Below are 22,848 nucleotides of genomic sequence, written 5' to 3'. Positions count from 1 at the left end.
GCCCCCGCCCGCCCGACCGGAAGAACCATGCACTCCGTCGCACTCGCCCTGATCCCCTGGCTGGATCCGCAGTACATCCTCGACCACTTCGGGGCCGTCGCCGTGCTCGTCGTCTGCGCGATCATCTTCGCCGAGACCGGCCTGCTCGTCGGCTTCATCTTCCCGGGCGACAGCCTCCTCGTCATCACCGGCCTGTTCGCCTTCGACCGGGGCGGCGCGATCGGCGGCATCCCGATCTGGGTCGCGGCCCTGATGATCGCCGCGGCCGCCTTCATCGGCGGTGAACTCGGCTACTACATCGGGAAGAAGGCCGGGCCGCCGATCTTCGAACGCAAGGAGAGCGGCCTGTTCTCCAAGGCGAACGTCGACCGCACGAACGCGTTCTTCCACCGCTTCGGGCCGCTCGCCGTGATCCTCGCCCGCTTCGTGCCCGTCGTGCGCACGTTCCTGCCGATCGCCGCCGGTGTCGGCCGGATGAACTACAAGAAGTACTCGCTCTACAACGCGATCGGTGCGGTCATCTGGGGCGTCGGCGTGACGTTCCTCGGCTACTTCATCGGCCACATCCCGTTCGTGGCGCACATCGTCCGGTCCTACATCGACGTGATCCTGCTCGCGGCCGTCGTCGTGACGGTCGTCCCGATGGCACTGACCTACTTCCGCAACGCCCGCAAGGCGAAGCAGGCGGAGCAGCACGCCGAGGTCGAGCCGCAGTAGCGCGCGGCTGCGGCGCGTCCGGCTGCGGCGCGCTCGGCTGCGGCACGTTCGCGCAACGAAGTCGCCCCGAAGCACGTGATCGCGTGGTTCGGGGCGACTTCCGTCGTGCGGGGACGATCCGCGCCGGGCGACTACTCCGCGCCGAAGTACTCGCGCACGATCGGCGCGATGCCGCGGAACGCCTTCGAGCGGTGGCTCAGCGCGTTCTTCTCGTCGCGCGTGAGCTCGGCCGAGGTCCGGTCCGCGTCGTCCGGCCGGAACACCGGGTCGTACCCGTGTCCGCCGTCGCCGATCGGCTCGGTCGTGACCTCGCCGTTCCAGACCGCCTCGAACACGTGCTCGGTGCCGTCCGGCGTCACGAACGCCGCGGCGCAGACGAACGCGGCCGTCCGCTCGACGACCCCCTCGAGGTTCCGGAGCAGCAGCGCGATGTTGTCCGCGTCCACCCGGGTCCCCGCGTACCGGGCCGAGTGGATGCCGGGCGCACCGTCGAGCGCGTCCACGGCGATGCCGGAGTCGTCGGCGAGCGCCGGGAGCCCCGTGTGCGCGACCGCCGCCCGGGCCTTGATCAGGGCGTTCGCGGCGTAGGAGTCACCGTCCTCGACGGGTTCCGGGCCGTCGTACCCGACGAGCTCGACACCGGCGCCGAGCGCGTCGCCGAGGATGTCCCGGAGTTCGACGAGCTTGCCGGCGTTGTGGCTGGCGAGGACGACCCGACGGTCGGTCACGAGGCCTGCCCCAGCACCTCGCGCTGGATCGCGGCGAGCGACGCGTTCCCCGCGAGACCGAGGTCGAGCAGCGTGTCCAGCTCGTCGCGGTCGAACGGCGCGTGCTCGGCGGTGCCCTGGACCTCGATGAACTTGCCCGAGCCGGTCGTGACGATGTTCATGTCGGTGTCGGCCGCGGAGTCCTCGGTGTACGCGAGGTCGAGCATCGGCTCCCCCTTGACGATCCCGACCGAGATCGCCTGCACGCTGTCGAGCAGCGGGGTCGCCTTCTTCCCGACGAAGCCGCGCTCGCGGCCCCACTCGATCGCGTCCACCATGGCCACGTACGCGCCCGTGATCGACGCCGTGCGGGTACCGCCGTCGGCCTGCAGCACGTCGCAGTCGATCACGAGGGTGTTCTCGCCGAGGCCCTTCGTGTCGACCACCGCGCGCAGCGAGCGACCGATGAGCCGGGAGATCTCGTGCGTGCGGCCGCCGACCTTGCCCTTGATCGACTCCCGCTGCATCCGCTCGTTCGTGGAGCGCGGCAGCATGGAGTACTCGGCGGTGACCCAGCCGGTGCCCTTGCCGGCGAGCCAGCGGGGCACGCCGTTGGTGAACGACGCGGTGCACAGCACCTTCGTGTCGCCGAAGGAGATGAGCGCGCTGCCCTCGGCCTGCGTGCTCCACCCCCGCTCGATCGTGACGGGACGGTGGTCGGTCGCGGCGCGGCCGTCGATGCGGGTGCTCATGGCGTCCTTTCGGTGTGGGGCAGCAGGATGGCCCCGGTCTGGAGGTGGTCGACGCTCGAGACCTCGGGTCCGAGGAAGCGTCGGGCGAGCCGGATGAAGCCGTTCTTGTCGTCGCCGGTGGCCTCGAACGCGTAGGTCGGCGGCTCGGGTGCGGTGCGTTCGAGGCCGTGCTCGACGAGTCGGCGGTAGACGTCGTTCGCGGTCTCCTCGGCGCTCGACACGAGGGTGACGTCGGGGCCCATGACGTACTGGATCGCCGCGGACATCAGCGGGTAGTGGGTGCAGCCGAGCACGAGCGTGTCGACGTCGGCGGCCCGGACCGGGGCGAGGTACTGCTCGGCGACCGTGCGGAGCGCCGGCGACGAGGTGTCCCCGGCCTCGACGAACTCGACGAAACGGGGGCAGGCGGCGAGCGACAGGGAGACGTCGGCCGCGACCGCGAAGGCGTCCTCGTACGCCCGCGAGGCGATGGTCCCCACGGTCCCGATCACTCCGATGCGGCCGGTGCGGGTCTGCTTCACGGCGGCTCGGGCCGCGGGCTGGATGACCTCGACCACGGGGATGCCGTACGCCTGCTCGTAGCGCTCACGGGCGTCGCGGAGCACGGCGGAGGAGGCGGTGTTGCACGCGATCACGAGCGCCTTCACGCCCTGCTCGACGAGGTCGTCCATGACCTCGAGGGCGTAGCGGCGGACGTCGGCGATGCGCTTCGGCCCGTACGGCGAGTGCAGGGTGTCCCCGACGTACCGGATGCTCTCGCGCGGCAGCTGGTCGATGATCGCCCGCGCCACCGTCAGCCCGCCGACCCCGCTGTCGAAGACTCCGATCGGTGCATCCGTCACGGTGACCAGCGTACCGACGCGAGCCGACCGCCCGACGCAACCCGTGCCTCCCGGTCGACCCCTGCCGTAGTGTCGGGGAGGTGACCAGCGCGCTCCTCACGGACCAGTACGAACTCACCATGGTGGACGCCGCACTGAAGGACGGCACCGCCGACCGTCGGTGCGTCTTCGAGGTGTTCACCCGCCGCCTGCCGGACGGCCGCCGGTACGGCGTCGCGGCCGGCCTCGGACGGTTCCTCACCGCGCTGGGCGACTTCCGCTTCGGCGACGAGGAGATCGGCTTCCTGCGCGACCGCGGCGTCATCGACGAAGGCACCGCGCGGTGGCTCGCCGACTACCGGTTCACCGGGAACGTCCGGGCCTACCGCGAGGGCGAGGTCTTCTTCCCGAACTCCCCGGTCCTCCAGATCGAGGGCACGTTCGCCGAGGCCGTCGTCCTCGAGACCCTCGCGCTGAGCATCTTCAACGCCGACAGCGCGATCGCGAGCGCGGCAGCGCGCATGGTGTCCGCCGCCGACCACCGGCCGCTCGCCGAGATGGGGTCCCGCCGCACGGGCGAGTGGAACGCGGTCGCCGCCGCCCGGGCCGCGTACATCGCCGGGTTCGGTGCGACGAGCAACCTCGAGGCCGGACGCACGTGGGGCATCCCGACGATGGGCACCGCCGCGCACGCGTTCACGCTGCTGCACGACTCCGAGGAAGCGGCGTTCCGGTCGCAGCTGGACGCCCTCGGCAACGGCACGACCCTGCTCGTCGACACGTACGACATCGAGGCCGCGGTCGAGACCGCCGTCCGGCTCACCGACGGGAAGCTCGGTGCCGTGCGCATCGACTCCGGTGACCTGCCGTCAGTCGTGGCCGCGGTCCGCGCGCAGCTCGACCGGCTCGGCGCGACCGGCACGAAGATCACCGTGACCAACGACCTCGACGAGTACACGATCGCGGCGCTCCGGGCGGCGCCGGTGGACTCCTACGGCGTCGGCACGTCCGTCGTGTCCGGCTCCGGTCACCCGGCCGCCGGCATGGTGTTCAAGCTCGTGGCCCACCGCGACGCCGCGGACGAGGCCTGGGTACCGGTGGCGAAGAAGTCCGCCGACAAGGCATCGACGGGTGGGCGCAAGGAGGCGGGCCGACGACTCCGCAACGGCATCGCGACCGCCGAGGTCGTGCTCACCAAGGGAACGGTCGGGCCGGACGAGCGACCGCTGCTCGTGCCGGTCGTGACGGACGGCGAGGTCGACCCGGCGTTCCTCGGGAGCCAGGGCGTCGAGGCGGCCCGGAAGCACCACAGGATGGCGAAGGCCGAGCTGCCCGCCGACGCGTCACGCATCGGTCGAGGCGACCCGGCCATCCCCACGCTCGTCATCTGACCGGCGGTCGTGGGTCGCGGAGGACTACTCCGCCTTCATGCGCTCGTAGATCTTCTTGCAGTCGGGGCAGACCGGGAACTTCTCCGGGTCGCGCCCGGGGATCCACTTCTTGCCGCACAGCGCCTTGACGGGCTTGCCGCTGAGCGCCGACTCGAGGATCTTGTCCTTCTTCACGTAGTGCGAGAACCGCTCGTGATCGCCGGGCTCGATCCCCTCGTCCTCGAGGAGCTTCTCGAGCTCGCGGTCCATCACGTCGAGGCCGCCACCGGGTTCCGTCATGCTCATGGGTCCAGGGTACGACGCGGCGCGCGACGGTGCGATGCGGTCGCGTCGCGCGCGGCCGCCACCGGGTGCGGGACTCGACCGATGACGGCCGGGAGGCGCGGGGCGGACCCGCCACGCGCCTCCCGGCCGTCGGTCGGTCGCCACGCGTCGGGGGCGACCCGCTGGGTCCCGCTGAACGGTCGGCCCGGTGGGGGCGCACAGGTCGGCGCGCGCTGCGCGACCGGTCAGTTGCGCTGGGCCGCCGCCAGGAGGTCCGGTCCGTGCCGGTCGAACGCCCGGCCGCCGATCGCGACCCCGGCGACGAGCACGAGCACGCCGACGACCGCACCGACGACCAGCGTCGCGGTCGCCCACGGGTCCGCGCCGTCGCGGAACGCGAGCACCGCGAGCCACACTGCAGGGATCGAGAAGACCACGGTCCCGATGACCATCACCGACTGCGCGACCGTCGCGGTCACGCCGGCGGCCTGCGGCTGCTGGAACGGGTGGTCACCCGGACGCACCGTCGGGTAGGGCAGCAGGACGGAGACGATGCTCGACAGACCGAGGCCCGCCAGGAGTGCGGACGCGCCGATCCCGATGAGCACCGGGAACGCCACCCAGTCACCGAAGAGCCGCGCGGACACCGCTGCACCCGCGACGAGCGCCGGGATCCCGACCACGAGCACGGGGACGACCCGACCGAGCCGGTCGCTCCAGCCGGGCGCGCCCGACGCGACGTGCAGCCAGACGGCGGTGTTGTCGTACGAGACGTCGTTGTGCGGCAGGAACCCGGCGATGAGCGCCATGAGCGGCAGCGGCACGAGCGCCGTCCAGTGCCACGGCACGCCGGCGACGCCGAGCGGGATGACGACGATCGGCACGAAGACGAGCACCAGGTACGAGGTGCGGTAGCGGGGGTCGCGTCCCCAGTAGGTCAGGGCGCGTGCGGCGACGGCGGCGACCGGCGTCGAGCCGAGCCGGTCGAACCAGCCCAGCCCGCGGTACCGACGGCTGCGCGTCCGGGACTCGACGGTCTCGAGGGCGTGGCCGACCTGTGCCCACCAGGCCCAGGCGAGGAGGGCGACCGTGACGACGGCGACGAGCAGCTTGAGGACGCCCGCGCCGACCGCGCCGACCGCGACGTCCGCGGGGACGGCCCACGCTGCACCCCACGGGGTCCAGCCGGCGACGTTCGCGACCCGCTGCGTCTCGGCGCCCGCCGGGTCGATCCAGCCGCTGTCGACCAGGAGCGAGACGGTGGGCACGGCCAGGACCGCGATGACGAGCGCGACGAGCCAGCCGGCGTCACGGGTGCGGTGCTGCCCGATCAGGCGGGACCCCGCCGTGGACGCGACCCGGACGAGCAGGGCGCACGTCGCGATCGCGAGGAGACCACCGACCACCCCGAGCACCGCCGTGCCGCCGCCGCGCATCCACGTGACGGACTGGCCCACGGCGACGATCGCCACCGCGATCACCGGCACGCCGACGAGGCCGGCGACGAACAACCCGACCGCGAGGTCCTTCCGGCCGATCCCGAACACGGCGAAGCGGCGCGGGTCGAACTGGTCGCCGTGCCCCGCGACGAGCGGGACGACCGTGAAACCGAACGTGACGAGGGTGCCGACCGGGACCACGACCGCGCGTGCCGACTCCGGGTCGACCGTGCGCAGACCGGCGGCCACGACGGCGATCGCCACCGCGACGACGAGCCCGACGAGGCTCCCGAGGACGACCAGGACCGAGCGACGTGCACTCCCCCGGACGCCGCCCGCGAGCAGGTCTGCCCTCAGGCGGAGAAGCTGTGCAACCATTCCATGCTCTCTGCCACGACGCGGCCGCCCGCGAGTTCGACGAACTTGTCCTCGAGGCTCTTGCGCCCGCGGACCTGGGCCATCGTGCCGGAGGCGAGGACCTTGCCGCCGACGATGATCGCGACCGAGTCGCACGTGCGCTGGACGAGTTCCATCGAGTGGCTGGAGAGCACGACCGTGCCGCCACCCGCCGTGTAGCGACGCAGGATCTCCGTGATGGTCGCGGCGCTCACCGGGTCGACGGACTCGAACGGCTCGTCGAGCACGAGCACCCGCGGCGAGTGGATGAGCGTCGCGGCGAGCGCGATCTTCTTCGCCATGCCGACGGAGTAGTCCGCGACCTGGCGACCGAGGGCCTCACCGAGACCGAACGCCTCGGCGAGGTCGGCGCTGCGGTCCCGTGCCGTGGCGCCGTCGAGGCCCCGGAGCGTGGCCGAGTAGTAGAGGAGCTGTGCACCGGTGAGGCGGTCGAACAGCCGGAGCCGGTCGGGCAGGACGCCGAGGCTGCGCTTGGCGGCGGTCGGGTCGGCCCAGACGTCGTGGTCGAGCACGGTCACGGTGCCGGCGTCCGGACGGAGCAGGCCGGTGACCATGGAGAGCGTCGTGGTCTTGCCGGCACCGTTCGGGCCGACGACGCCGAAGATCGAACCCTGGCGGATCTCGAGGTCGACCTCGTCCACGGCGAGGGTCTGGCCGTAGCGCTTCACGAGGCCCTCGGCGCGGAGGACCACGGGCTGCTTCGGTGCGGCGGCCGCGGGGCGCTTGGCGGTGGCCCGGGGCGCGCGCTTCTTCGACGGCGTGCTGCCCGCGGCGGTGTCGCTGCCCCGGCCGGCGTCGCTGCTGCCTGCGGCGGTGTCGCTGCCCGCGGCGGTGTCGCTGCTCGGGGCGGCATCGCTCGGCGGTGTGCTGCTCGACGTCGTCCGGGACGACGTCGCGCGGGCCGTCGCTCCGTCGCGCTGCGGCGGGCCGTCCGGGGCGCCGGCCGGGCGTTTGACCCGCCCCTTGGCGCCGCGAGACCCCGACGGCCGCTTCGACGTCGTCTTCGCCGACGCAGGGAGCGCGGCGTCGCGCGTGTCGCCGGCCTCGTCGCGCGTGTCGCCGGCCTCGTCGCGCGTGTCGCCGGCCTCGTCGCGCGTGTCGGGAGCGTCGTCCGCTGCCGTGCCGGTCGCATCCTCCGCTGCAGTGCCGGTCGTGTCCTCGACCGTCGGGGTCTCGACGCCGTCGGCCTCGATCGTGGTCGTGTCGTCGGTCATCTCGTCACCAGCGGGCGCGTCACGCGCATCCCCGTCCCCCATGTCGCTCTCGGCCTCGGTCAGCCAGGCAGCGTCGGACGTCGCGTACACGTCCTCGTCGTCTGCTCCTGCGGCCATCGCCCCACCGTACCAACGGTGCGACGACCGGTGGAGACCGTGACCGGACCGTCACCGACGTCGCCCGTGCGAGGGTCACGAAACGAGAACGAAGCGGCTCCGGGTGTACCCCGCCGGCCCGGTCGTTCCGTATCATTCACCGGGACACGCCGAAGTGTTCACCACTTGGAAACCCGCTCGGGCCGCCCAACGTGATGCAGCCCGCGCTGGGAGTCTGATCCGAGAAGCGCAGGGTTCACGGCGGATCCGGACCCTGCGGGAGCAGACTCGACCAGGCCCGCCCGTGCCCATCGGCGCGCGGGCGGACACCAGAAGGGACCAGCATGACCACGCAGATCGTCATCCTCGCCGCGGGGATGGGCAGCCGCCTCGGGCGCAGCCTGCCGAAGCCGCTGACGGAGCTCTCCGACGGCCGCACCATCATGCAGCAGCAGTTCGACAACATCCGCGCCGCGTTCGGCTCGAGCGCCCGCGTGACGATCGTCGTCGGCTACAAGTCGGAGTACATCGTCGAGGCCTTCCCCCAGGCGAACTTCGTCTACAACGAGTCCTACGACTCCACGAACACCTCGAAGAGCCTCCTCCGTGCGCTCAAGGCCACCGGCAAGAGCGGTGTGCTCTGGATGAACGGCGACGTCGTCTTCGACCCGCGCGCGCTCGTCCGTGCCGCGGACATGATCGACGAGGACCGCTCGTTCGTCAGCGTCAACACCGACAAGGTCTCCGACGAAGAGGTCAAGTACACCGTCGACGCCGAGGGCTTCATCGAGAAGCTCTCGAAGCAGGTCGTCGGTGGCCTCGGCGAAGCCGTCGGCATCAACTACGTCTCCGCCGCCGACAAGCAGGCACTCATCCGCCAGCTCGGCCGCGTGGACGACCAGGAGTACTTCGAGGGCGGCATCGAGGCGGCCATCGCCGAGGACGGGCTACGCTGGTCGCCGGTCGACATCTCGGACCTCTACGCGGTCGAGATCGACTTCGCCGAGGACCTCGAGCGCGCGAACAACCTGTTCGCCTGAACGATCCCCGTCCCCTCGGCGGTTCCGCCCGGAGGGAAACCGTGACCACAGCGAGTGCGCCGACCGTGCCCGCGGCTGCTGCCCCGATGGCCAGCCGGAGTGCCGGTCGGCGCTATCGCCATGCCCTCTGGCTGCTGACCGTCCGCGACCTCCGGGTCCGCTACTCGACGTCGGCGCTCGGCTACCTCTGGTCGATCCTCGACCCGCTCGTGATGTCGGCGATCTACTGGTTCGTCTTCACCCAGGTCTTCCACCGCGGCAAGGTGGGCGAGGAGCCGTACATCGTGTTCCTGCTCTCGGCACTCCTGCCGTGGATGTGGTTCACGGGCGCGGTGTCCGACTCGACCCGCGCGTTCACGAGCGAGGCCAAGCTCATCCGTTCGACGACGATCCCCCGGAGCATCTGGGTCGCCCGGATCGACGCGTCCAAGGGCATCGAGTTCGTGCTGAGCCTGCCGGTCCTCGCGATCTTCGTGCTCGCGACGGGTGCACACCTCCACTGGGAGGTCCTGCTCTACCCCCTGGCGATCGTGCTGCAGTGTGCGCTCATCTACGGTCTGGGCCTCATCGTCGCGCCGCTGGTGGTCTTCTTCCGCGACCTCGAACGCGCGGTCAAGCTGGTCCTGCGCTTCCTGTTCTACGCGTCGCCGATCATCTACGGCACGTCGGCACTCCCCGTGCGGTTCCGTGACCTGATGGCGCTGAACCCGCTCTCCGGGATCATCGGGATCTACCGCTCGGCCTTCTTCCCGAGCCAGCTGAACTGGCTTGAGGTGGCCTCGTCGACGGTCGTGACCGTGGTCGTCCTCGTCGTCGGCGTCGTCGTCTTCAAGCGGAGCGAGCACCGCGTCCTGAAGGAGCTCTGATGACCGCCACCGACCAGCCACGTCGCAGCACCACCACGACGCCCGTGATCTCCGTCCGCGGCGCCGGGATCCGGTTCAAGCGGAACCGTCGGGCGAGCCGCAGCTTCAAGGACCTCTTCGCCGGACGCAGCCGTCGGAAGCGCGGAGACGAGTTCTGGGCGCTCCGCGACGTCTCCTTCGACGTCCGACCCGGCGAGGCCATCGGCGTCGTCGGTCGGAACGGCCAGGGCAAGTCCACCCTGCTCAAGCTCGTGGCACAGGTGATGCTCCCCGACGAGGGCCGCGTGCAGGTCGGCGCCGGCGTCGCACCGCTCATCGAGATCACCGGCGGGTTCGTCGGCGACCTGACGGTGCGGGACAACGTCTACCTCACGGCGGGCCTGCACGGCATGTCGCGAGCGGAGATCCGCGACGCCTTCGACGAGATCATCGCGTTCGCGGAGATCGGCGACTTCGTCGACACCCCGTACAAGCACCTGTCGAGCGGCATGAAGGTGCGGATCGCGTTCTCGGTCATCTCCCGCCTGGACGAACCGGTGCTGCTCGTGGACGAGGTCCTCGCCGTCGGCGACAAGGGGTTCCGCGAGAAGTGCTACAAGCGGATCGACGAGCTCCTGGCCGGAGGGCGGACGCTGTTCTTCGTCTCCCACAGCGACAAGGACCTGCGCCGGTTCTGCGACCGCGGGCTCTACCTCGACAAGGGGCAGCTGCAGTTCGACGGCCCGATCGACGAGGCCCTCGCACGCTACAGCGCCGACTACGCCTCCTGAGCAGGGCCCGGCACCCCTCCACAACGGCACGCACCACGGCCTCCCTCCACAACGCCGGGGGTCCACGGTCTCCCCGACCGCACCGACGTCGGTACCCCCACCTAACGTTCGTGGCATGCACCCCACCGCCACCGCGTACCGTGTCCCGTTCCACCTCGACCGCACCGACGCCCCGCGCCGCTACACCCTCGTGAACACCGGGCCGGAGCCCGTCGACGGGTTGACGCTCACCCACCTGGGGACCGGCTACGCGCCACCGATGGCCGTCCGTCGGCTCGAACCGGGTCGGGCACTGTCCATCGCCGTGTTCGGAGCGGCGCCGGACGACACCGGCGCGGTGGTGCTCCGGTGGCGGCGACCCGACCGGACCGAGTACCTGTGGCAGGTGCCGCTCGTCGCCCACGCCACCGGACGCTGACGTGCCGTGGCGGCCGGGCCCGGACGGACGCCCGGGTCAGCGCCCGTCGTGCTCGGCCGCGACGGTGCGCCACCGCTCGAGCAGCTGCTCCACGGCCGCGTGGAACCGTGCGGTGGCCGCCCCGGGCGTGGTGTCGCCGAAGTACCGCTCGACCCAGTGCCGGAGGCGTGCCAGCTCCTCGGCGTCGTTCGCGGCGGCGTCGATCCGCTCGACGACGTCCGCCGCCTCCGACGCCTGCAGCCAGTTCGCGTCGCCCAGGTACCCACGTTCGTCGACGTCGGCTTCCGGTGACACCGGCCGCGTCACGATGAGCGGCTTCCCCACCGCGAGCCGGTCGTAGATCATCGCCGAGATGTCCGTGATGGCCACGTCGGCACCCGCGAGCTGCCAGCCGAGCGTCGGGCCGTCGTCGTACACGTGGTGGGCCGAGGGGTCGGCGGCGTTCGCGGCCGAGATCGCCGCGATGATGCGCTCGTGGGCGGCCTTGTACTCCGCGTCGAGCACGCCCGAGCGCGGGTGGGGTCGGTAGACGAACCGGTGCGCCGGCGACGCGAGCACCCGCTCGGCGATCGTCGTGCCGTGGCTCGCGATCGAGCCGTAGGCCGCGGCGGCACGGTCGCCCTCCCACGTCGGGGCGTACAGCACGACGGTGCGGCTGTCCGCGGGCCACGGGACCTCCGCGGCGAAGTGGTCGGCCTGGGGGCGGCCGATCGCGGTCGTCCGGGCGTCGAGGTCGTAGTCCCACAGCGCGGCGGCCAGGCGGTCACGAGCGGCGTCACCGGCGATCAGGGCGTGGTCGTACGCCTTGAACTGGTTCGTCGTCATGTACATCTTGTCGCTCTCGCCGTGGTTCACGAAGACGTGCCACATGCGCCCGTACCGCATCATCTGGAAGTTGCGGGCGTTCTGGTTGACGTAGAGGACGATCTTCGGGGCCTGCTCGTCCACGAACCGTTCGAGGTCCACCACCTGTCGCGCGTACACGACCGGCACCGGCGACTCCTCGAGCAGGGCGAGCATGGCACCTGGGCTCCGCGAGATGATCGCGACCGGGTGCTCGCGGTGCAGTTCCGCCAGGGGGCCGTACCACTGCCGCAGCTGGTACAGGTTCACGGGACCGTCGGCGAAGTAGACGACGATCTCGGCGGACCGCGGCGCGAGCGGCGGCTCCTGCTGCAGTCGTCGCGCGAGGGCGTTCCTGTTCTGCCGCGACTTCAGGAGTCGCTGCACGAGCCGGACGGCCGTGCGCACGTCGCTGGTGATCGACATCGGTCTCCTCAGATGATCGGGGGGCGGCCGGCGAGCGTCATCCGCCCGATGGTCAACCACCCCATGGTCGCCGCCGGTCCGCAGTCCGTGGTCCAGCCCTCGCGCACGCCTCCGAACCACGTCGCCAGACGCCGGGGGTGCCGCCACCAGCGGGCGACCTGGATCGCCGCCCACGAGCCGACGTACAGCGGCCGCAGCACCGGGGGCAGGTTCCGCCGGGCGAGCCACACCCGGTTGCGGGCGTTCAGCCGGTAGTACTCACGGTGCCGTGCGGGATCGATCGCAGGGTGGTGCGCGACGAGGTCCCCCGCGTACCAGGTCCGTCGGCCCGCGTCCCACACGCGCCAGGCGAGCTCGATGCCTTCGTGCGCGTAGAAGTACGGCCCTCCCCAGCCACCGACCGTGCGGTAGACGTCGGTGGGGAGCACGACGGCGCCCTCCCACACGGAGAACACCGGGGACGACTCCGACGGCGAGCCCTTGCGGATGCGCGGGATCCAACGCGTCGGGTTCGCGGCACCGGTCGGGTCGACGACGCGGGGCTGCACGAGCCCCAGCGACGGGTCGTGCTCGAACAGCGCGATCGCGTCGCGCAGGAAGGTCGGCGACGGCACCGAGGCGTCGTCGTCGAGGAAGAACACGTAGTCGCCGTGGACGACCTCGGCGCCGGCGTTCCGCCCGGCCGGGATGCCGACGTTCTCGGGCAGCGCGAGCGCACGGACCCCCTCGGGCAGCCCGGTCGGCTCCCACCCGTTGCCGACGCACACGACGTCCAGTTCGACGTCCTGCTGCGCGAGGACGCTGTCGAGGCCCCGCCGCAGGTCGTCGGGGCGCGTGCCCTGCGACAGGCTCACCACGGCCACGCGGGGTCGTTCCCGGTGCGGGACCGCGTGGCGACGCACGGTCCCGGGCATCATGCGCGGACCCGCTTCGAGGCGATGATCGCGAGGAAGTGCCCGGCGGTCGCGAGGACCGCGAGCGGCAGGAGCGCCCCGACGAGGATCCGCGACGCCGTCGTGTCACCGATGACGAGTCCGAGGAGCGCGAACACGAACGCGAGGATGCTCAGCTCGACCGAGTGGTACAGGCGGTGGAACGGCAGGAAGCGAGCGGCCTTGCGGAGCGTCGCGAGTCGGCGGCCGGACGGCGCGGTCGAGGCGTCGCGGCGGTCGACGAGCTTCTCGAGCCCGGCGTTGGCGCGGGCCACGTGCACCATGTCGTTCAGCGCCTTGTTGAGGACGATCACGAGCCCGAGCGCGCAGCCGATCGTCGTCCACATCCAGTCCGCGTCGTGGACCGGCCACGTGGCGGCGCGGATGCCGAGGGCGATCGGGATCAGCCCCTCGGTCGTGTAGTGCCCGACCTTGTCGAGGAACACCCCGGCGGGCGAGTGCGTCCCGCGCCACCGGGCGACCTCGCCGTCGCTGCAGTCCACCAGCATCTGCAGCTGCCCGAGCACGAGCGCGAGCGCCGCGCCCCAGATGCCCGGGATCAGCAGGGCGGCCGCGACGCTCCAGCCGACGAGGATCATCAGTCCGGTGACCTGGTTCGCGCTCACCCGGGTCTTCAGCAGCACCCAGGTCAGGTACGGCGAGACGTCCCGGAGGTACAGCGAGGCCGTCCAGTGCTCGGCGTTCGCCCGCATCCGCACGGCGTCCGGCTGTGCGACCGCGCGGAGTTCGGCGATCGAGGTCGGCCGCGCGGCGCGTCCCGTGGTGGCGTCGTCGGTCATGTCGGTCACCGTCCCGTGTGCGTCGTGAGCTCGGACGTCCTGGTCAGGAAGCCGATGATGAACCCGATCCCCCAGCCGACGTGGATGCACGGCAGGACGACGAGGAGCCAGAGGAGCGTCGCCGCCCCTGATCGCCGAGCGACGGCGACGGCGCCGACCACGACGAAGAGCACGTACACGGCGGGGACCACGAACCCGAGCAGCGCCCACGCCGCACCGGTGCCCGTGGCGGCGCCGACGATCCCGACGACCCCGGCGACGATGCCGACCGCCATCGCCGCGACCATCGCCGGCGGGACGAAGTAGCGCAACCCGTTGTTCGCCGGGAACCGCCGGGCGAGTTCCCCGCGCCACAGCCCCGTCGCGACGAACTGCCGCACGAGCCGCTTCAGGCTCGGCCGCGGCCGGTAGGTGACGACGAGCTCCGGGGTGAACCAGACGGTGCCGCCGGTCTGCCGCAGCCGCCGGTTGAGCTCCCAGTCCTGGCCACGTTTGATGCCCTCGTCGAAGAGCCCGACCTCGAACAGCCGGTCGCGACGGAAGACGCCGAGGTACGCGGTCTCGGCCGGTCCGGCCTGCCCGCCGACGTGGTGCGGCGTGCCCCCGAGCCCGACCCGACTGCCGTACGCGAGGGCGACGGCTCGCTCGAACGGCGTGCGCCCCTCGGCGTGCATGATCCCGCCGACGTTGTCCGCGCCGGACTCCTGCAGCACACGGACGGCGATGCGGGTGTAGTCACGCGGCAGCACCGAGTGCGCATCGACCCGGACCACGACGGGGTGCTCGGACGCGCGGATCGCGACGTTCAGCCCGGCGGGGGTCGACCCCACCGGGTTCTCGATCGCCCGGATCCGCGGGTCGGCCGCGCTCATCTCCGCGACGAGCTCGTTCGTGCCGTCGATCGACGGCCCGAGCGCCAGGATGACCTCGAACGGACCGGCGTAGTCCTGGTCGAGCAGGCTCTGCACGGCAGCACGGACCTCGGTGACCTCGTTGAGCACGGGCATCACGTACGAGACGCCCGGCAGGGGCTGTCCGTCTGGCTGCATGCGTCCCTCGGGGTGGTGGCTTGGTGCGCGGGGCGCACCGCGAGCGGTGCCGCCCCGCAGAGCGACCATGAGCCTATCAAGCCGGGCACCGCCAGGTCGGCCTGGAGGCCCGGTGCCAGCTGGCACCGGGCCTCCAGGCCGACCGTCGGTCGCGTCAGCCCTTGCTGTCGTACGTTCCCAGGGTCACGTCCGCCGTGTAGGACTTCCCGCCACGGAGGTAGGTGATCTCGGTCTTCGTGCCGCCGGCGAAGAAGCGCACCTGAGCCGTCAGGTCGGTCGCGTCGGAGACGGTGGCCGAGCCGATCTTCGTGACGACGTCGCCCGCCTTGAGGCCCGCCTTCGCGGCCGCTCCACCGGACGTCACCGACTTGATCAGCGCGCCCATCTGCGTGGCGTTCGAGGCGTCGGTCGAGTCCGCGACCCCGGCGCCGAGCAGACCGTGCGTCGCCGAGCCGTTGTCCTTGATCTCGTTGGCCACGCGCTTGACGAGGTTGGACGGGATCGAGAAGCCGACGCCGATGCTGCCGGACTGCGACTCGGACGAGGAGCTGCCGGCCGACGCGATCGCGACGTTGATGCCGATGAGCTTGCCCTTCGAGTCGAGCAGCGCACCACCCGAGTTGCCCGGGTTGATCGACGCGTCGGTCTGGATGACCGGCAGCGACACCGTCGAGTTCGCCGAGGAGCTCGACCCGTTGTCGCCGTTGCCCCAGAAGTCGAACGGGCCGCCCTGGCTGCCGTTGCCGCCCTCGTTCGAGTCGCCGCCGGGGTTCGGGGCGCTCGACGTGACCTGGATGCTCCGGTTCAGCGTGGACACGATGCCGTCCGTGACGGTGTTCGACAGGCCGAGCGGCGCACCGATCGCGACGGCGGTGTCACCGACGTTGAGGTCGGACGAGTCCGCGAACGAGATCGGCTTCATGTCCGTCGCGTCGATCTTGATCACCGCGAGGTCGACCGTCGGGTCGGTGCCGATGAGCTTGGCGTCGTAGATCTTGCCGTCCGAGGTCGTGACGGTGATCTTGCCGTTCCCGCTGTCACCGTCGAGCGTCACCACGTGGGTGTTCGTGACGATGTAGCCGTCCTTGCTGAACACGACGCCCGAGCCGGTGCCGGCCTCGCTGCTCGCGGAGACGTTGATCGTCACCACGGACGGTGTGGCCTGCGCGGCGACGGCGGTGACCACGGTGGCGTTGTTGTAGTCGTTGACCGTCAGGTTGCCACCCTGCGCGGCGCTGCTCGTCGGGGTGCCGTTGCCGCCCGTCGCCGAGCCCGCGAGCCAGCCGGCGCCGCCGCCGACCAGACCGGCGATGACGATGCCGGCGACGAGGGGCAGGACGAGGCGGTTGCGGCCCTCGGCCTTCGTGCCCGCCGGTGCTGCGGTGGCGGAATCGGCGAAGTAGTGGCCGTTGCGCTGGTTCGAGCCGTCGACGTCTCCGAAGGACGAGGCGGACGCGGGAGCGCCGGTCGCGGAGCCGGGGGCCTGGGCCGACGCGTACGCGCTGGCGGAGGCGGGAGCGGCGGCGGAACCGGTCTGCTGGGCGTACTCGCCGTAGCGGGGGCGGTCTTGGCCGTGCTGCTGCGACGGGTCGGTCTGCTGGCCGTACGCCGAGCCGTGGGTGCCGTAGGGGTTCTGCTGCCCGTACTGGCCCTGCTGGCCGGACCCGTACTGTCCCGAGCCGTACTGACCCTGCTGTCCGTACTGGCTCGTCTGGCCGTACTGGCTCGGCTGACCCGAGCCGTACTGGCTCGTCTGGCCGTACTGGCTCGGCTGACCCGAGCCGTACTGGCTCGTCTGGCCGTACTGGCTCGTCTGACCCGAGCCGTACTGGCCCGTCTGGCCGTACTGGCTCGTCTGGCCGGACCCGTACTGGCCCGCCTGGCCGGAGCCGTACTGGCTCGTCTGGCCGGAGCCGTACTGGCCGCCCTGCCCGTACCGGCCCGCGTCCTGCCCGTACGCGCCCTGACGGCCGTCGCCCACCGACGGGTAGGGCGCCGTGTACTGCGAGGTCTGCTGGTCGTCCGCGCGCGGGAACACGTCGGTCTCGTTCGCGGCCGCCGGCTCGATCACGTCGGTGTGGTCCGCCTGGCCGTGCTCGTCGGGGGCGGAGCCGTTCGTGGTGCGCTCGGCACCGTTCGTCTCCGCAGAAGTGGTCTCCTCAGCGCGGCGGTCGTCGTCGGCCTGCCCGTGGGGCGTGTTGTCGCTCATGCTGGACGTGCTCCTCTCAAGCTCGTGCAGTCTGTCGCACGCACCTGAGCGCCGGTCCTGGCCGGGCTGCACGCGACCTATGGCGATCGTATGCGTGCGCTGTGGGCGCTTCCCGGGGAGTCGTCGGCCCCGCCGCTAGGTTGGGTGGAGACCGGCACGACGACCCACGGCGGAGGACCACCATGCGACTCGACGGACCCTGGCTGCGTGCAGCGGAGGGAGCGATGCTCCTCGGCCCCGACGGCGTGCCCGCACCCACCGTGTTCGCGGAGATGAGCGCCCTCGCCGCCGCGACCGGCGCGATCAACCTCGGACAGGGCTTCCCGGACGAGGACGGTCCGCAGGAGGTCCTCGACGCCGCCGTCCAGGCGATCCGGGACGGCGCGAACCAGTACCCGCCGGGTCGCGGCACCCCGGACCTCAGGCTCGCGATCGCCGAGCACCAGACGCGCTGGTACGGCCTCGAGGTCGACCCCGACCGCGAGGTCCTCGTCACCGCCGGGGCGACCGAGGCCCTCGCGGCGACGTTCCTCGCCCTGGTCGAGCCCGGCGACGAGGTCATCACGTTCGAGCCGTTCTACGACGCCTACGGCGCCCTGGTCCGGCTCGCCGGCGGCACCCACGTCACCGTCCCGCTCACGGCACCGGACTTCCTGCCCGACGAGGCGACCCTCCGCGCGGCGTTCACGGACCGCACCCGCGTCGTGCTGGTGAACACCCCGCACAACCCGACCGGCCGCGTCCTCCCCGCCGAGGTCCTCCGGACGGTCGTCGAACTCGCCGAGCGCCACGACGCCCTGATCGTCACCGACGAGGTCTACGAGCACCTCACCTTCGCCACCCCGCACGTGCCGATCGCCACGCTCCCCGGGGCCCGCGACCGCACGGTCACGATCTCGAGCGCTGGGAAGACCTTCAGCACGACGGGCTGGAAGATCGGCTGGCTGACCGCTCCCCCGGCGCTCGTCGACGCGATCACGTCGGTCAAGCAGTTCCTCACCTTCGTCAACGGGTCGCCGTTCCAACCGGCGGTCGCGGCCGGGCTCCGACTGCCGACCGAGGTCTTCACGGGCATCGCGTCGACACTGGCGGCGAAGCACGAGCTCCTCGCCGCCGGGCTCCGGAGCGCCGGCTTCGACGTCATGCGCCCCGACGGTGGCTACTTCGTCATCGCCGACGCGGCGCCCCTCGGCTTCGAGGACGCCCGCGCGTTCAGCATCGCCCTGCCCGAGCGAGCGGGAGTGGTCGGCGTCCCGGTGTCGGCGTTCGTCCGGCCCGAGCACGCAGCGAGCTACCGCTCCCTCGTGCGGTTCGCGTTCTGCAAGCGGCGCTCCGTGCTCGAGGACGCCGTGTCCCGCCTCGCGGCCCTCGCCCCCACCGGCTGAGCGCCGGCGCGGCGGTCGCGATCCTCGGACCGGTGACGGCAGTCGCGGCGGTCACCGCAGTCGCGGCGGTCACCGCAGTCGCGGCGGTCACGGCCTGGAGGCACGGCTCGCCTCCGACGAGCCACGCACGACTCCGGGTCAGTCCCGGGGCACGACCGCGTAGCGCCGCAGCGACAGCGACGGGTTCACCGACCGCACCGCGGTCGTCGTGTCGGTGTCGATCGTCGCGACGAGCAGACCCGGTGTCACGCCGGCTGCGGCGACCGCGACCCCGGACGGGTCGAGCACGACCGACCCCCCGACGCCGATCGGCGGTGTCTGCCCCACCCCCACGACCCAGACGGTGTTCTCGATCGCGCGCGCTGTGAGCAGGGTCCGCCAGTGGTGCTCCTTGCCAGGACCCCGGACCCACTCCGCTGGGAGCACGACCACGTCCGCGGCACCCAGCTCCGGATCGGCGAGGCGTCGGGTGACCTCCGGGAAGCGCAGGTCGTAGCAGGTCTCGAGCCCGACGCGGACGCCGGCGAGCTCGAACACGGCCAGCTGCTCCGGGTCTCCCGCGTCGATCCGGTCCGACTCCCGCGACCCGAACGCGTCGTACAGGTGCACTTTCCGGTAGGCCACGTCGAGCGTGCCGTCGGGCCGCACGGCCACGAGGGTGTTCCGGAACCGCCCTGGGGCGTCAGCGGTCTCGGCGACACCGACGACGAGCGCGAGCCCGGTGTCGCGCGCGATCTGCTGCAGGCCGGTGACGAACGATCCGTCGAGCGGTTGCGCGGCGGCGACGAACCGGTCGTCGATGTCGGCCGTGAAGTACGAGCTGTACTCGGGCGTCACGAGGAGTTGCGCGCCCCGCTCGACTGCCTGCTCCGCGAAGGTCCGGATCGTGTCGAGGTTGGCGGCCGGGTCGTCCACGGGCGCGAACTGTGCGGCGGCGATCGTGAGGGAGCCCATGCCGCGAGCGTACTGCCCGCACCGATCAGCGCTGCGAGGACGGGTGACGCGGGAACGACGAAGGCCCCGGTCCATCCGGACCGGGGCCTTCGTGTGACGCTTGGTTGCGGGGGCAGGATTTGAACCTACGACCTCTGGGTTATGAGCCCAGCGAGCTACCGAACTGCTCCACCCCGCGGCACATCGAACAGCCTAGCGGGGCCCGTGGCGGGGTGCAAATCGAGCGCCCCGCCACGGCGTGTCAGTTGCCGCCCTCGGCCTTCGTCGCGGCCTCGATCGCGTCCTGCAGTCGCTGGTCCGCCTCGGCAGCGGCCACGAGGTCGTTGTTCGCGTACGCCTCTTGACGGTCGGACAGCGCCTGCTTCGCCTCGTCGAGGGCCTTCTGCAGCGCCGCGTTGTCCGTGCTGCCCGACCCGGACGAACCGGAGTCCGTCGAGCCCGAACCGGTCGATCCGGAGTCGGACGAACCGGAGTCCGAGGACCCCGAGTCGGACGAACCGGACCCAGAACCCGAGTCCGACGAGCCGTCCGAGACACCCTGGTCACCCGCATTCGCTCCGGAGTTGCCACCGAAGAGCGTGTCGAGCGCCTGGTCGAGGGTGTCCTCGAACGCGATCTTGTCACCGAAGGCCACGAGGACCTTCTGCAGCAGCGGGTACGAACCGCTCGACGTCGACTGGACGTACACGGGCTGGACGTAGAGGAAGCCGCCGCCGACCGGGAGCGTCAGCAGGTTGCCCTGCTTCACGGTCGAGTTGCCCCGCTTCAGGATGTTCAGCTCCTGCGACACGTTCGTGTCCGAGTTGAAGAGGTTCTGCACCTGCAGCGGACCGGGGATGTTGTCGGTCTTCGGCATGGTCAGCAGCGTGAGCTTGCCGTACCCGGACGCCTTCTTGCCCTTGCCCGCTCCGCCGGCGTCCGAGTCCACCGCGAGGTACCCGGTCAGGACGTTCCGGCTGTCCGCACCACGACCCGACTGCTGCGGGATGTACGTGGTGTAGAGCGAGTACTTCGTCTCGGACCCGGGCACCTTCATCGTCAGGTAGTACGGGTCCTGCAGGTCGTCGGCGTTGGTCGTCGTCGTGCTCTGCACACCGAGACCGTTCGTCGTCGTGTTCGTGATCGCCGACGAGTCGGAGGACGACGAGTCGCTGTTCGCCTCCTTGGTGGGCTCCTGCGGCGTCTGCCAGGCGTCGTCACCCGAGTAGAACGAGTTCGCGTCGGTGACGTGGTAGGTCGCGAGGATCGACCGCTGGACCTTGAACAGGTCGGTCGGGTAGCGCACGTGGTCGAGCAGTTCGGCGCTCATGGACGACACCGGCTCGAGCGACGTCGGGAAGATCTTCTGCCACGTCTTGAGCAGCGGGTCCGAGGTGTCCCACGCGTAGAGCGTCACCTTGCCGGTGTACGCGTCGACCGTCGCCTTCACCGAGTTCCGGATGTAGTTGACCTGGTCGGTGCTGTAGGCCGACGACTCGGCCCCGCTGATGCTCGCCTGCAGGCTCGCGCTCTGCGAGTACGGGTACGCGTTCGTGGTGGTGTAGCCGTCGACGATCCACACGATGCGGTGGTCGACGATGGCCGGGTACGCGTCCTGGTCGGTCTGCAGGTACGGCGCGACCTTCTGGACGCGCTGCACGGGGTTCCGGTCGTACAGGATCTGCGAGTCGGCGTTCACCCGCTGGGACAGCAGGATCTGCTCGGACTGGAACTTCGCCGCGTAGACGAGGCGGTTGAAGAAGTTGCCGATGCTCGGTCCGCCGTTCGCGGCGTACGTCGTCGTGGCGTTGCCGCCGCTGTTCGCGTCGTCGCTCTCCTCGGACCCGGACGGGTAGTCGAGCTCGATGTTCTTGGAGCCCTTCGGCGCACCGACGATCGAGTACTGCGGCGAGTTCTCACCGAAGTAGACGCGCTGCTGGAAGTCGCCGAGCGCTCCGCTCGAGGGGATCCCCGACTCGAGGAACACCGGCTTGCCGTCGCTCGCACGCTGGTTGCCGTACGCCGCAGCCACACCGTAGCCGTGCGTGTACACGAAGGTGCGGTTGTACTGCGTGTTCGTCTTGGCGCTGAGCCCGTCGAGGTTGATGTCGCGCACGGCGATCACCGTGTCCTCGGTCTGGCCCTTGATGTCGTAACGGTCGACGTCGAGGGTGTCGGGGAACTTGTAGTACTGCCGGTACTGCTGGAGCTGGCTGAAGGTGTCCGAGACGATCTTCGGGTCGATCAGGCGGATGTTCGCCGTCGTCTGGGCGTCGGAGGCCAGCGCACCCGAGGACGCGCTCGTCTTCGCGTCGTAGTTCTGCTCCTGCGTGGTGGCGACCCCGTAGGCGTCCCGCGTCGCGTCGATGTTCCGCTGGATGTACGACGACTCGTACGAGCCCTCGGACGGCTTCACCTGGAGACGCTGGACGATCCAGGGGTAGATGCCCCCGACCACGATCGCGGCGACCAGGAGCAGCCCGGTCCCGACGATCGAGATGCGCCAGCGCCCGATGACCGCGGTCACGATGAAGAGGATCGCGACGATCGCCGCGATGCCCGCCATGATCTCGCGGCCGGGGATGACCGCGTTGACGTCGGTGTACTGCGCACCGGTGATGAGCGAGTTGTTCTTCGCGAGGGTCGCGTACTGGTCGAGCCAGAGGCTGACCGCCTGGAGCGCGATGTACACGGCGGCCGTGACCGCCAGCTGGACGCGGGCGGCGCGGGAGATGCGGACCTCACGCCCGCCGAAGCGCATGGCGCCGTAGAGGTAGAGAGCGGCGAGCGCCGCGAGCCCGGCGATGAGCACGACCGCCGAGGAGTACGCGACGATCGACCGCCAGAACGGCAGCTCGAAGACGTAGAACCCGATGTCGAGGCCGAACTGCGGGTCCTTCTTGCCGAACGGGGTCCGGTTGAAGTACTCGAGCACCATGCTCCAGCGCCCGGACGTCGAGAGCCCCGCGAAGACGCCGAGGACGACCGGGATGCCGATCATGACCGCGCGCCGGAGCGGCTCGATGACCTGCTGGTAGCGGTCGAGCTGCGAGTTGAGCTTCGCGTAGACCGGCCGGAACCGGAACGCGAGCGCGATGCTGAGGTACACCGGGACCGCCATGCCGAGGAACCCGGCGACGAACATCAGCGTGCCGGCGATCCACCGCGTGGTGAGGACCTGCTGGAACCCGAGCTGCGCGAACCACGCGTAGTCGGTGTAGAGGCTGGCGAAGATGAAGAAGGCGATCACCAGTGCCGCCAGCACGATGATCGTGACCACGATGGGGACCCGCGGCGAGCGCCGCCCAGAGGAGGATGGACCCGAGGTGGACGAGGTGGTCGTCACTTGATGTGCTCCA

The 22,848-nt window shown here is 71.1% G+C and carries 20 protein-coding genes and 1 tRNA gene; 7 read left to right on the top strand and 14 right to left on the bottom strand.

The genetic code is table 11. The annotated features are described in order from the left end of the window. Positions 1–27: 27 nt before the first annotated feature. Entirely contained in the window at positions 28–717 is a 690-nt protein-coding gene (locus ACRQ4C_RS05060) for a DedA family protein (protein WP_290132463.1), read from the top strand. Positions 718–848: 131 nt separating this feature from the next. Here ACRQ4C_RS05060 and rdgB read toward each other — a convergent pair whose 3' ends face one another. Genes rdgB through murI form a run of 3 tightly spaced genes read right to left on the bottom strand, consistent with a single transcriptional unit; the run spans position 849 to position 3,018 of the window. Next, a complete protein-coding gene (gene rdgB / locus ACRQ4C_RS05055) occupies positions 849–1,445 on the bottom strand; it encodes an RdgB/HAM1 family non-canonical purine NTP pyrophosphatase (RefSeq protein ID WP_290132464.1) in 597 nt (198 codons plus the stop codon). Then, positions 1,442–2,176 carry a ribonuclease PH gene (gene rph, locus ACRQ4C_RS05050; RefSeq protein WP_290132465.1) on the bottom strand — a complete coding sequence of 245 codons (735 nt, stop codon included), beginning with the start codon at positions 2,174–2,176 and terminating at the stop codon, positions 1,442–1,444. Before rph ends, rdgB begins: the two co-directional genes overlap by 4 nt. Beyond that, entirely contained in the window at positions 2,173–3,018 is an 846-nt protein-coding gene (murI, locus tag ACRQ4C_RS05045; protein ID WP_439690355.1) for a glutamate racemase, read from the bottom strand. Before murI ends, rph begins: the two co-directional genes overlap by 4 nt. A gap of 80 nt (positions 3,019–3,098) precedes the next feature. Between murI and ACRQ4C_RS05040 the strand changes: the two genes are divergently transcribed. Further along, a complete protein-coding gene (locus ACRQ4C_RS05040; RefSeq protein ID WP_439690354.1) occupies positions 3,099–4,388 on the top strand; it encodes a nicotinate phosphoribosyltransferase in 1,290 nt (429 codons plus the stop codon). A 24-nt stretch (positions 4,389–4,412) separates the two neighbouring features. On the opposite strand, the gene ACRQ4C_RS05035 is transcribed toward ACRQ4C_RS05040, so the two are convergent. From ACRQ4C_RS05035 to ACRQ4C_RS05025, 3 genes are all read right to left on the bottom strand, one after another. After that, a complete protein-coding gene (locus ACRQ4C_RS05035) occupies positions 4,413–4,673 on the bottom strand; it encodes a DUF3039 domain-containing protein (RefSeq protein ID WP_022904204.1) in 261 nt (86 codons plus the stop codon). 224 nt (positions 4,674–4,897) lie between these two features. Continuing rightward, a complete protein-coding gene (locus tag ACRQ4C_RS05030) occupies positions 4,898–6,469 on the bottom strand; it encodes an ABC transporter permease (RefSeq protein WP_439690353.1) in 1,572 nt (523 codons plus the stop codon). Then, positions 6,445–7,839: an ABC transporter ATP-binding protein gene (locus ACRQ4C_RS05025; RefSeq protein WP_439690352.1), complete on the bottom strand. Its 1,395-nt coding sequence runs from the start codon at positions 7,837–7,839 to the stop codon at positions 6,445–6,447. Before ACRQ4C_RS05025 ends, ACRQ4C_RS05030 begins: the two co-directional genes overlap by 25 nt. 323 nt (positions 7,840–8,162) lie before the next feature. Here ACRQ4C_RS05025 and ACRQ4C_RS05020 point away from each other — a divergent pair, with 323 nt between their 5' ends. The 4 genes from ACRQ4C_RS05020 to ACRQ4C_RS05005 all read left to right on the top strand — a co-directional run bounded on the left by ACRQ4C_RS05020 (position 8,163) and on the right by ACRQ4C_RS05005 (position 10,912). Next, a complete protein-coding gene (locus ACRQ4C_RS05020; protein ID WP_290132470.1) occupies positions 8,163–8,858 on the top strand; it encodes a phosphocholine cytidylyltransferase family protein in 696 nt (231 codons plus the stop codon). Between the two features lie 86 nt (positions 8,859–8,944). Then, a complete protein-coding gene (locus ACRQ4C_RS05015; protein WP_439690875.1) occupies positions 8,945–9,724 on the top strand; it encodes an ABC transporter permease in 780 nt (259 codons plus the stop codon). After that, a complete protein-coding gene (locus ACRQ4C_RS05010) occupies positions 9,724–10,494 on the top strand; it encodes an ABC transporter ATP-binding protein (RefSeq protein WP_290132471.1) in 771 nt (256 codons plus the stop codon). Before ACRQ4C_RS05015 ends, ACRQ4C_RS05010 begins: the two co-directional genes overlap by 1 nt. A gap of 115 nt (positions 10,495–10,609) precedes the next feature. Further along, positions 10,610–10,912, top strand: a complete 303-nt coding sequence (locus ACRQ4C_RS05005) for a hypothetical protein (RefSeq protein ID WP_290132472.1) — start codon at positions 10,610–10,612, stop codon at positions 10,910–10,912. Positions 10,913–10,948: 36 nt separating this feature from the next. Here the strand turns inward: ACRQ4C_RS05005 and ACRQ4C_RS05000 are convergent, their stop codons facing one another. From ACRQ4C_RS05000 to ACRQ4C_RS04980, 5 genes are all read right to left on the bottom strand, one after another. Beyond that, positions 10,949–12,181: a CDP-glycerol glycerophosphotransferase family protein gene (locus ACRQ4C_RS05000; protein WP_439690351.1), complete on the bottom strand. Its 1,233-nt coding sequence runs from the start codon at positions 12,179–12,181 to the stop codon at positions 10,949–10,951. Positions 12,182–12,189: 8 nt separating this feature from the next. Further along, the gene (locus tag ACRQ4C_RS04995; RefSeq protein WP_439690350.1) at positions 12,190–13,098 is read right to left on the bottom strand and encodes a glycosyltransferase family 2 protein; all 909 of its coding nucleotides are present in this window, start codon (positions 13,096–13,098) and stop codon (positions 12,190–12,192) included. Then, a complete protein-coding gene (locus ACRQ4C_RS04990) occupies positions 13,095–13,913 on the bottom strand; it encodes a CDP-alcohol phosphatidyltransferase family protein (protein ID WP_290132474.1) in 819 nt (272 codons plus the stop codon). The genes ACRQ4C_RS04995 and ACRQ4C_RS04990 overlap by 4 nt, the downstream gene beginning before the upstream one ends. A gap of 5 nt (positions 13,914–13,918) precedes the next feature. Beyond that, positions 13,919–14,962 (bottom strand): glycosyltransferase family 2 protein, encoded by a 1,044-nt coding sequence (locus ACRQ4C_RS04985; protein ID WP_290132475.1) that lies wholly within the window; start codon positions 14,960–14,962, stop codon positions 13,919–13,921. A gap of 154 nt (positions 14,963–15,116) precedes the next feature. After that, positions 15,117–17,171, bottom strand: a complete 2,055-nt coding sequence (locus ACRQ4C_RS04980) for a S1C family serine protease (protein ID WP_439690349.1) — start codon at positions 17,169–17,171, stop codon at positions 15,117–15,119. Between the two features lie 182 nt (positions 17,172–17,353). On the opposite strand from ACRQ4C_RS04980, the gene ACRQ4C_RS04975 reads away from it, so the two are divergent. Then, on the top strand, positions 17,354–18,556 hold the full coding sequence (locus ACRQ4C_RS04975; protein ID WP_439690348.1) for an aminotransferase class I/II-fold pyridoxal phosphate-dependent enzyme: 1,203 nt from the start codon (positions 17,354–17,356) through the stop codon (positions 18,554–18,556). A gap of 138 nt (positions 18,557–18,694) precedes the next feature. Here the strand turns inward: ACRQ4C_RS04975 and ACRQ4C_RS04970 are convergent, their stop codons facing one another. The 3 genes from ACRQ4C_RS04970 to ACRQ4C_RS04960 form a co-directional block, all read right to left on the bottom strand. Next, on the bottom strand, positions 18,695–19,510 hold the full coding sequence (locus ACRQ4C_RS04970) for a carbon-nitrogen hydrolase family protein (protein ID WP_439690347.1): 816 nt from the start codon (positions 19,508–19,510) through the stop codon (positions 18,695–18,697). 101 nt (positions 19,511–19,611) lie between these two features. Next, a tRNA-Met gene (locus ACRQ4C_RS04965) sits at positions 19,612–19,688 on the bottom strand. Between the two features lie 63 nt (positions 19,689–19,751). Next, entirely contained in the window at positions 19,752–22,769 is a 3,018-nt protein-coding gene (locus ACRQ4C_RS04960; RefSeq protein WP_439690346.1) for a UPF0182 family membrane protein, read from the bottom strand. Between the last annotated feature and the right edge of the window lie 79 nt (positions 22,770–22,848).

This window comes from Curtobacterium sp. SP.BCp (assembly GCF_051903255.1).
GTDB lineage: Bacteria > Actinomycetota > Actinomycetes > Actinomycetales > Microbacteriaceae > Curtobacterium.
Note: the sequence above shows the minus strand (reverse complement) of the source record. Positions and strands in the feature narration are given on the sequence as shown.

What these genes read in the sequence shown, in the direction of transcription:
- ACRQ4C_RS05060 (WP_290132463.1), top strand. Translation starts at nt 28, where the DNA reads ATGCACTCCGTCGCACTCGCCCTGATCCCCTGGCTGGATCCGCAGTAC.
- rph (WP_290132465.1), bottom strand. Translation starts at nt 2,176, where the DNA reads ATGAGCACCCGCATCGACGGCCGCGCCGCGACCGACCACCGTCCCGTC.
- ACRQ4C_RS04995 (WP_439690350.1), bottom strand. Translation starts at nt 13,098, where the DNA reads ATGATGCCCGGGACCGTGCGTCGCCACGCGGTCCCGCACCGGGAACGA.
- ACRQ4C_RS05010 (WP_290132471.1), top strand. Translation starts at nt 9,724, where the DNA reads ATGACCGCCACCGACCAGCCACGTCGCAGCACCACCACGACGCCCGTG.
- ACRQ4C_RS05035 (WP_022904204.1), bottom strand. Translation starts at nt 4,673, where the DNA reads ATGAGCATGACGGAACCCGGTGGCGGCCTCGACGTGATGGACCGCGAG.
- ACRQ4C_RS04985 (WP_290132475.1), bottom strand. Translation starts at nt 14,962, where the DNA reads ATGCAGCCAGACGGACAGCCCCTGCCGGGCGTCTCGTACGTGATGCCC.
- ACRQ4C_RS04970 (WP_439690347.1), bottom strand. Translation starts at nt 19,510, where the DNA reads ATGGGCTCCCTCACGATCGCCGCCGCACAGTTCGCGCCCGTGGACGAC.
- ACRQ4C_RS05020 (WP_290132470.1), top strand. Translation starts at nt 8,163, where the DNA reads ATGACCACGCAGATCGTCATCCTCGCCGCGGGGATGGGCAGCCGCCTC.
- ACRQ4C_RS04990 (WP_290132474.1), bottom strand. Translation starts at nt 13,913, where the DNA reads ATGACCGACGACGCCACCACGGGACGCGCCGCGCGGCCGACCTCGATC.
- ACRQ4C_RS05025 (WP_439690352.1), bottom strand. Translation starts at nt 7,839, where the DNA reads ATGGCCGCAGGAGCAGACGACGAGGACGTGTACGCGACGTCCGACGCT.
- ACRQ4C_RS05030 (WP_439690353.1), bottom strand. Translation starts at nt 6,469, where the DNA reads ATGGTTGCACAGCTTCTCCGCCTGAGGGCAGACCTGCTCGCGGGCGGC.
- ACRQ4C_RS05000 (WP_439690351.1), bottom strand. Translation starts at nt 12,181, where the DNA reads ATGTCGATCACCAGCGACGTGCGCACGGCCGTCCGGCTCGTGCAGCGA.
- ACRQ4C_RS05005 (WP_290132472.1), top strand. Translation starts at nt 10,610, where the DNA reads ATGCACCCCACCGCCACCGCGTACCGTGTCCCGTTCCACCTCGACCGC.
- ACRQ4C_RS04980 (WP_439690349.1), bottom strand. Translation starts at nt 17,171, where the DNA reads ATGAGCGACAACACGCCCCACGGGCAGGCCGACGACGACCGCCGCGCT.
- ACRQ4C_RS04975 (WP_439690348.1), top strand. Translation starts at nt 17,354, where the DNA reads ATGCGACTCGACGGACCCTGGCTGCGTGCAGCGGAGGGAGCGATGCTC.
- ACRQ4C_RS05015 (WP_439690875.1), top strand. Translation starts at nt 8,945, where the DNA reads ATGGCCAGCCGGAGTGCCGGTCGGCGCTATCGCCATGCCCTCTGGCTG.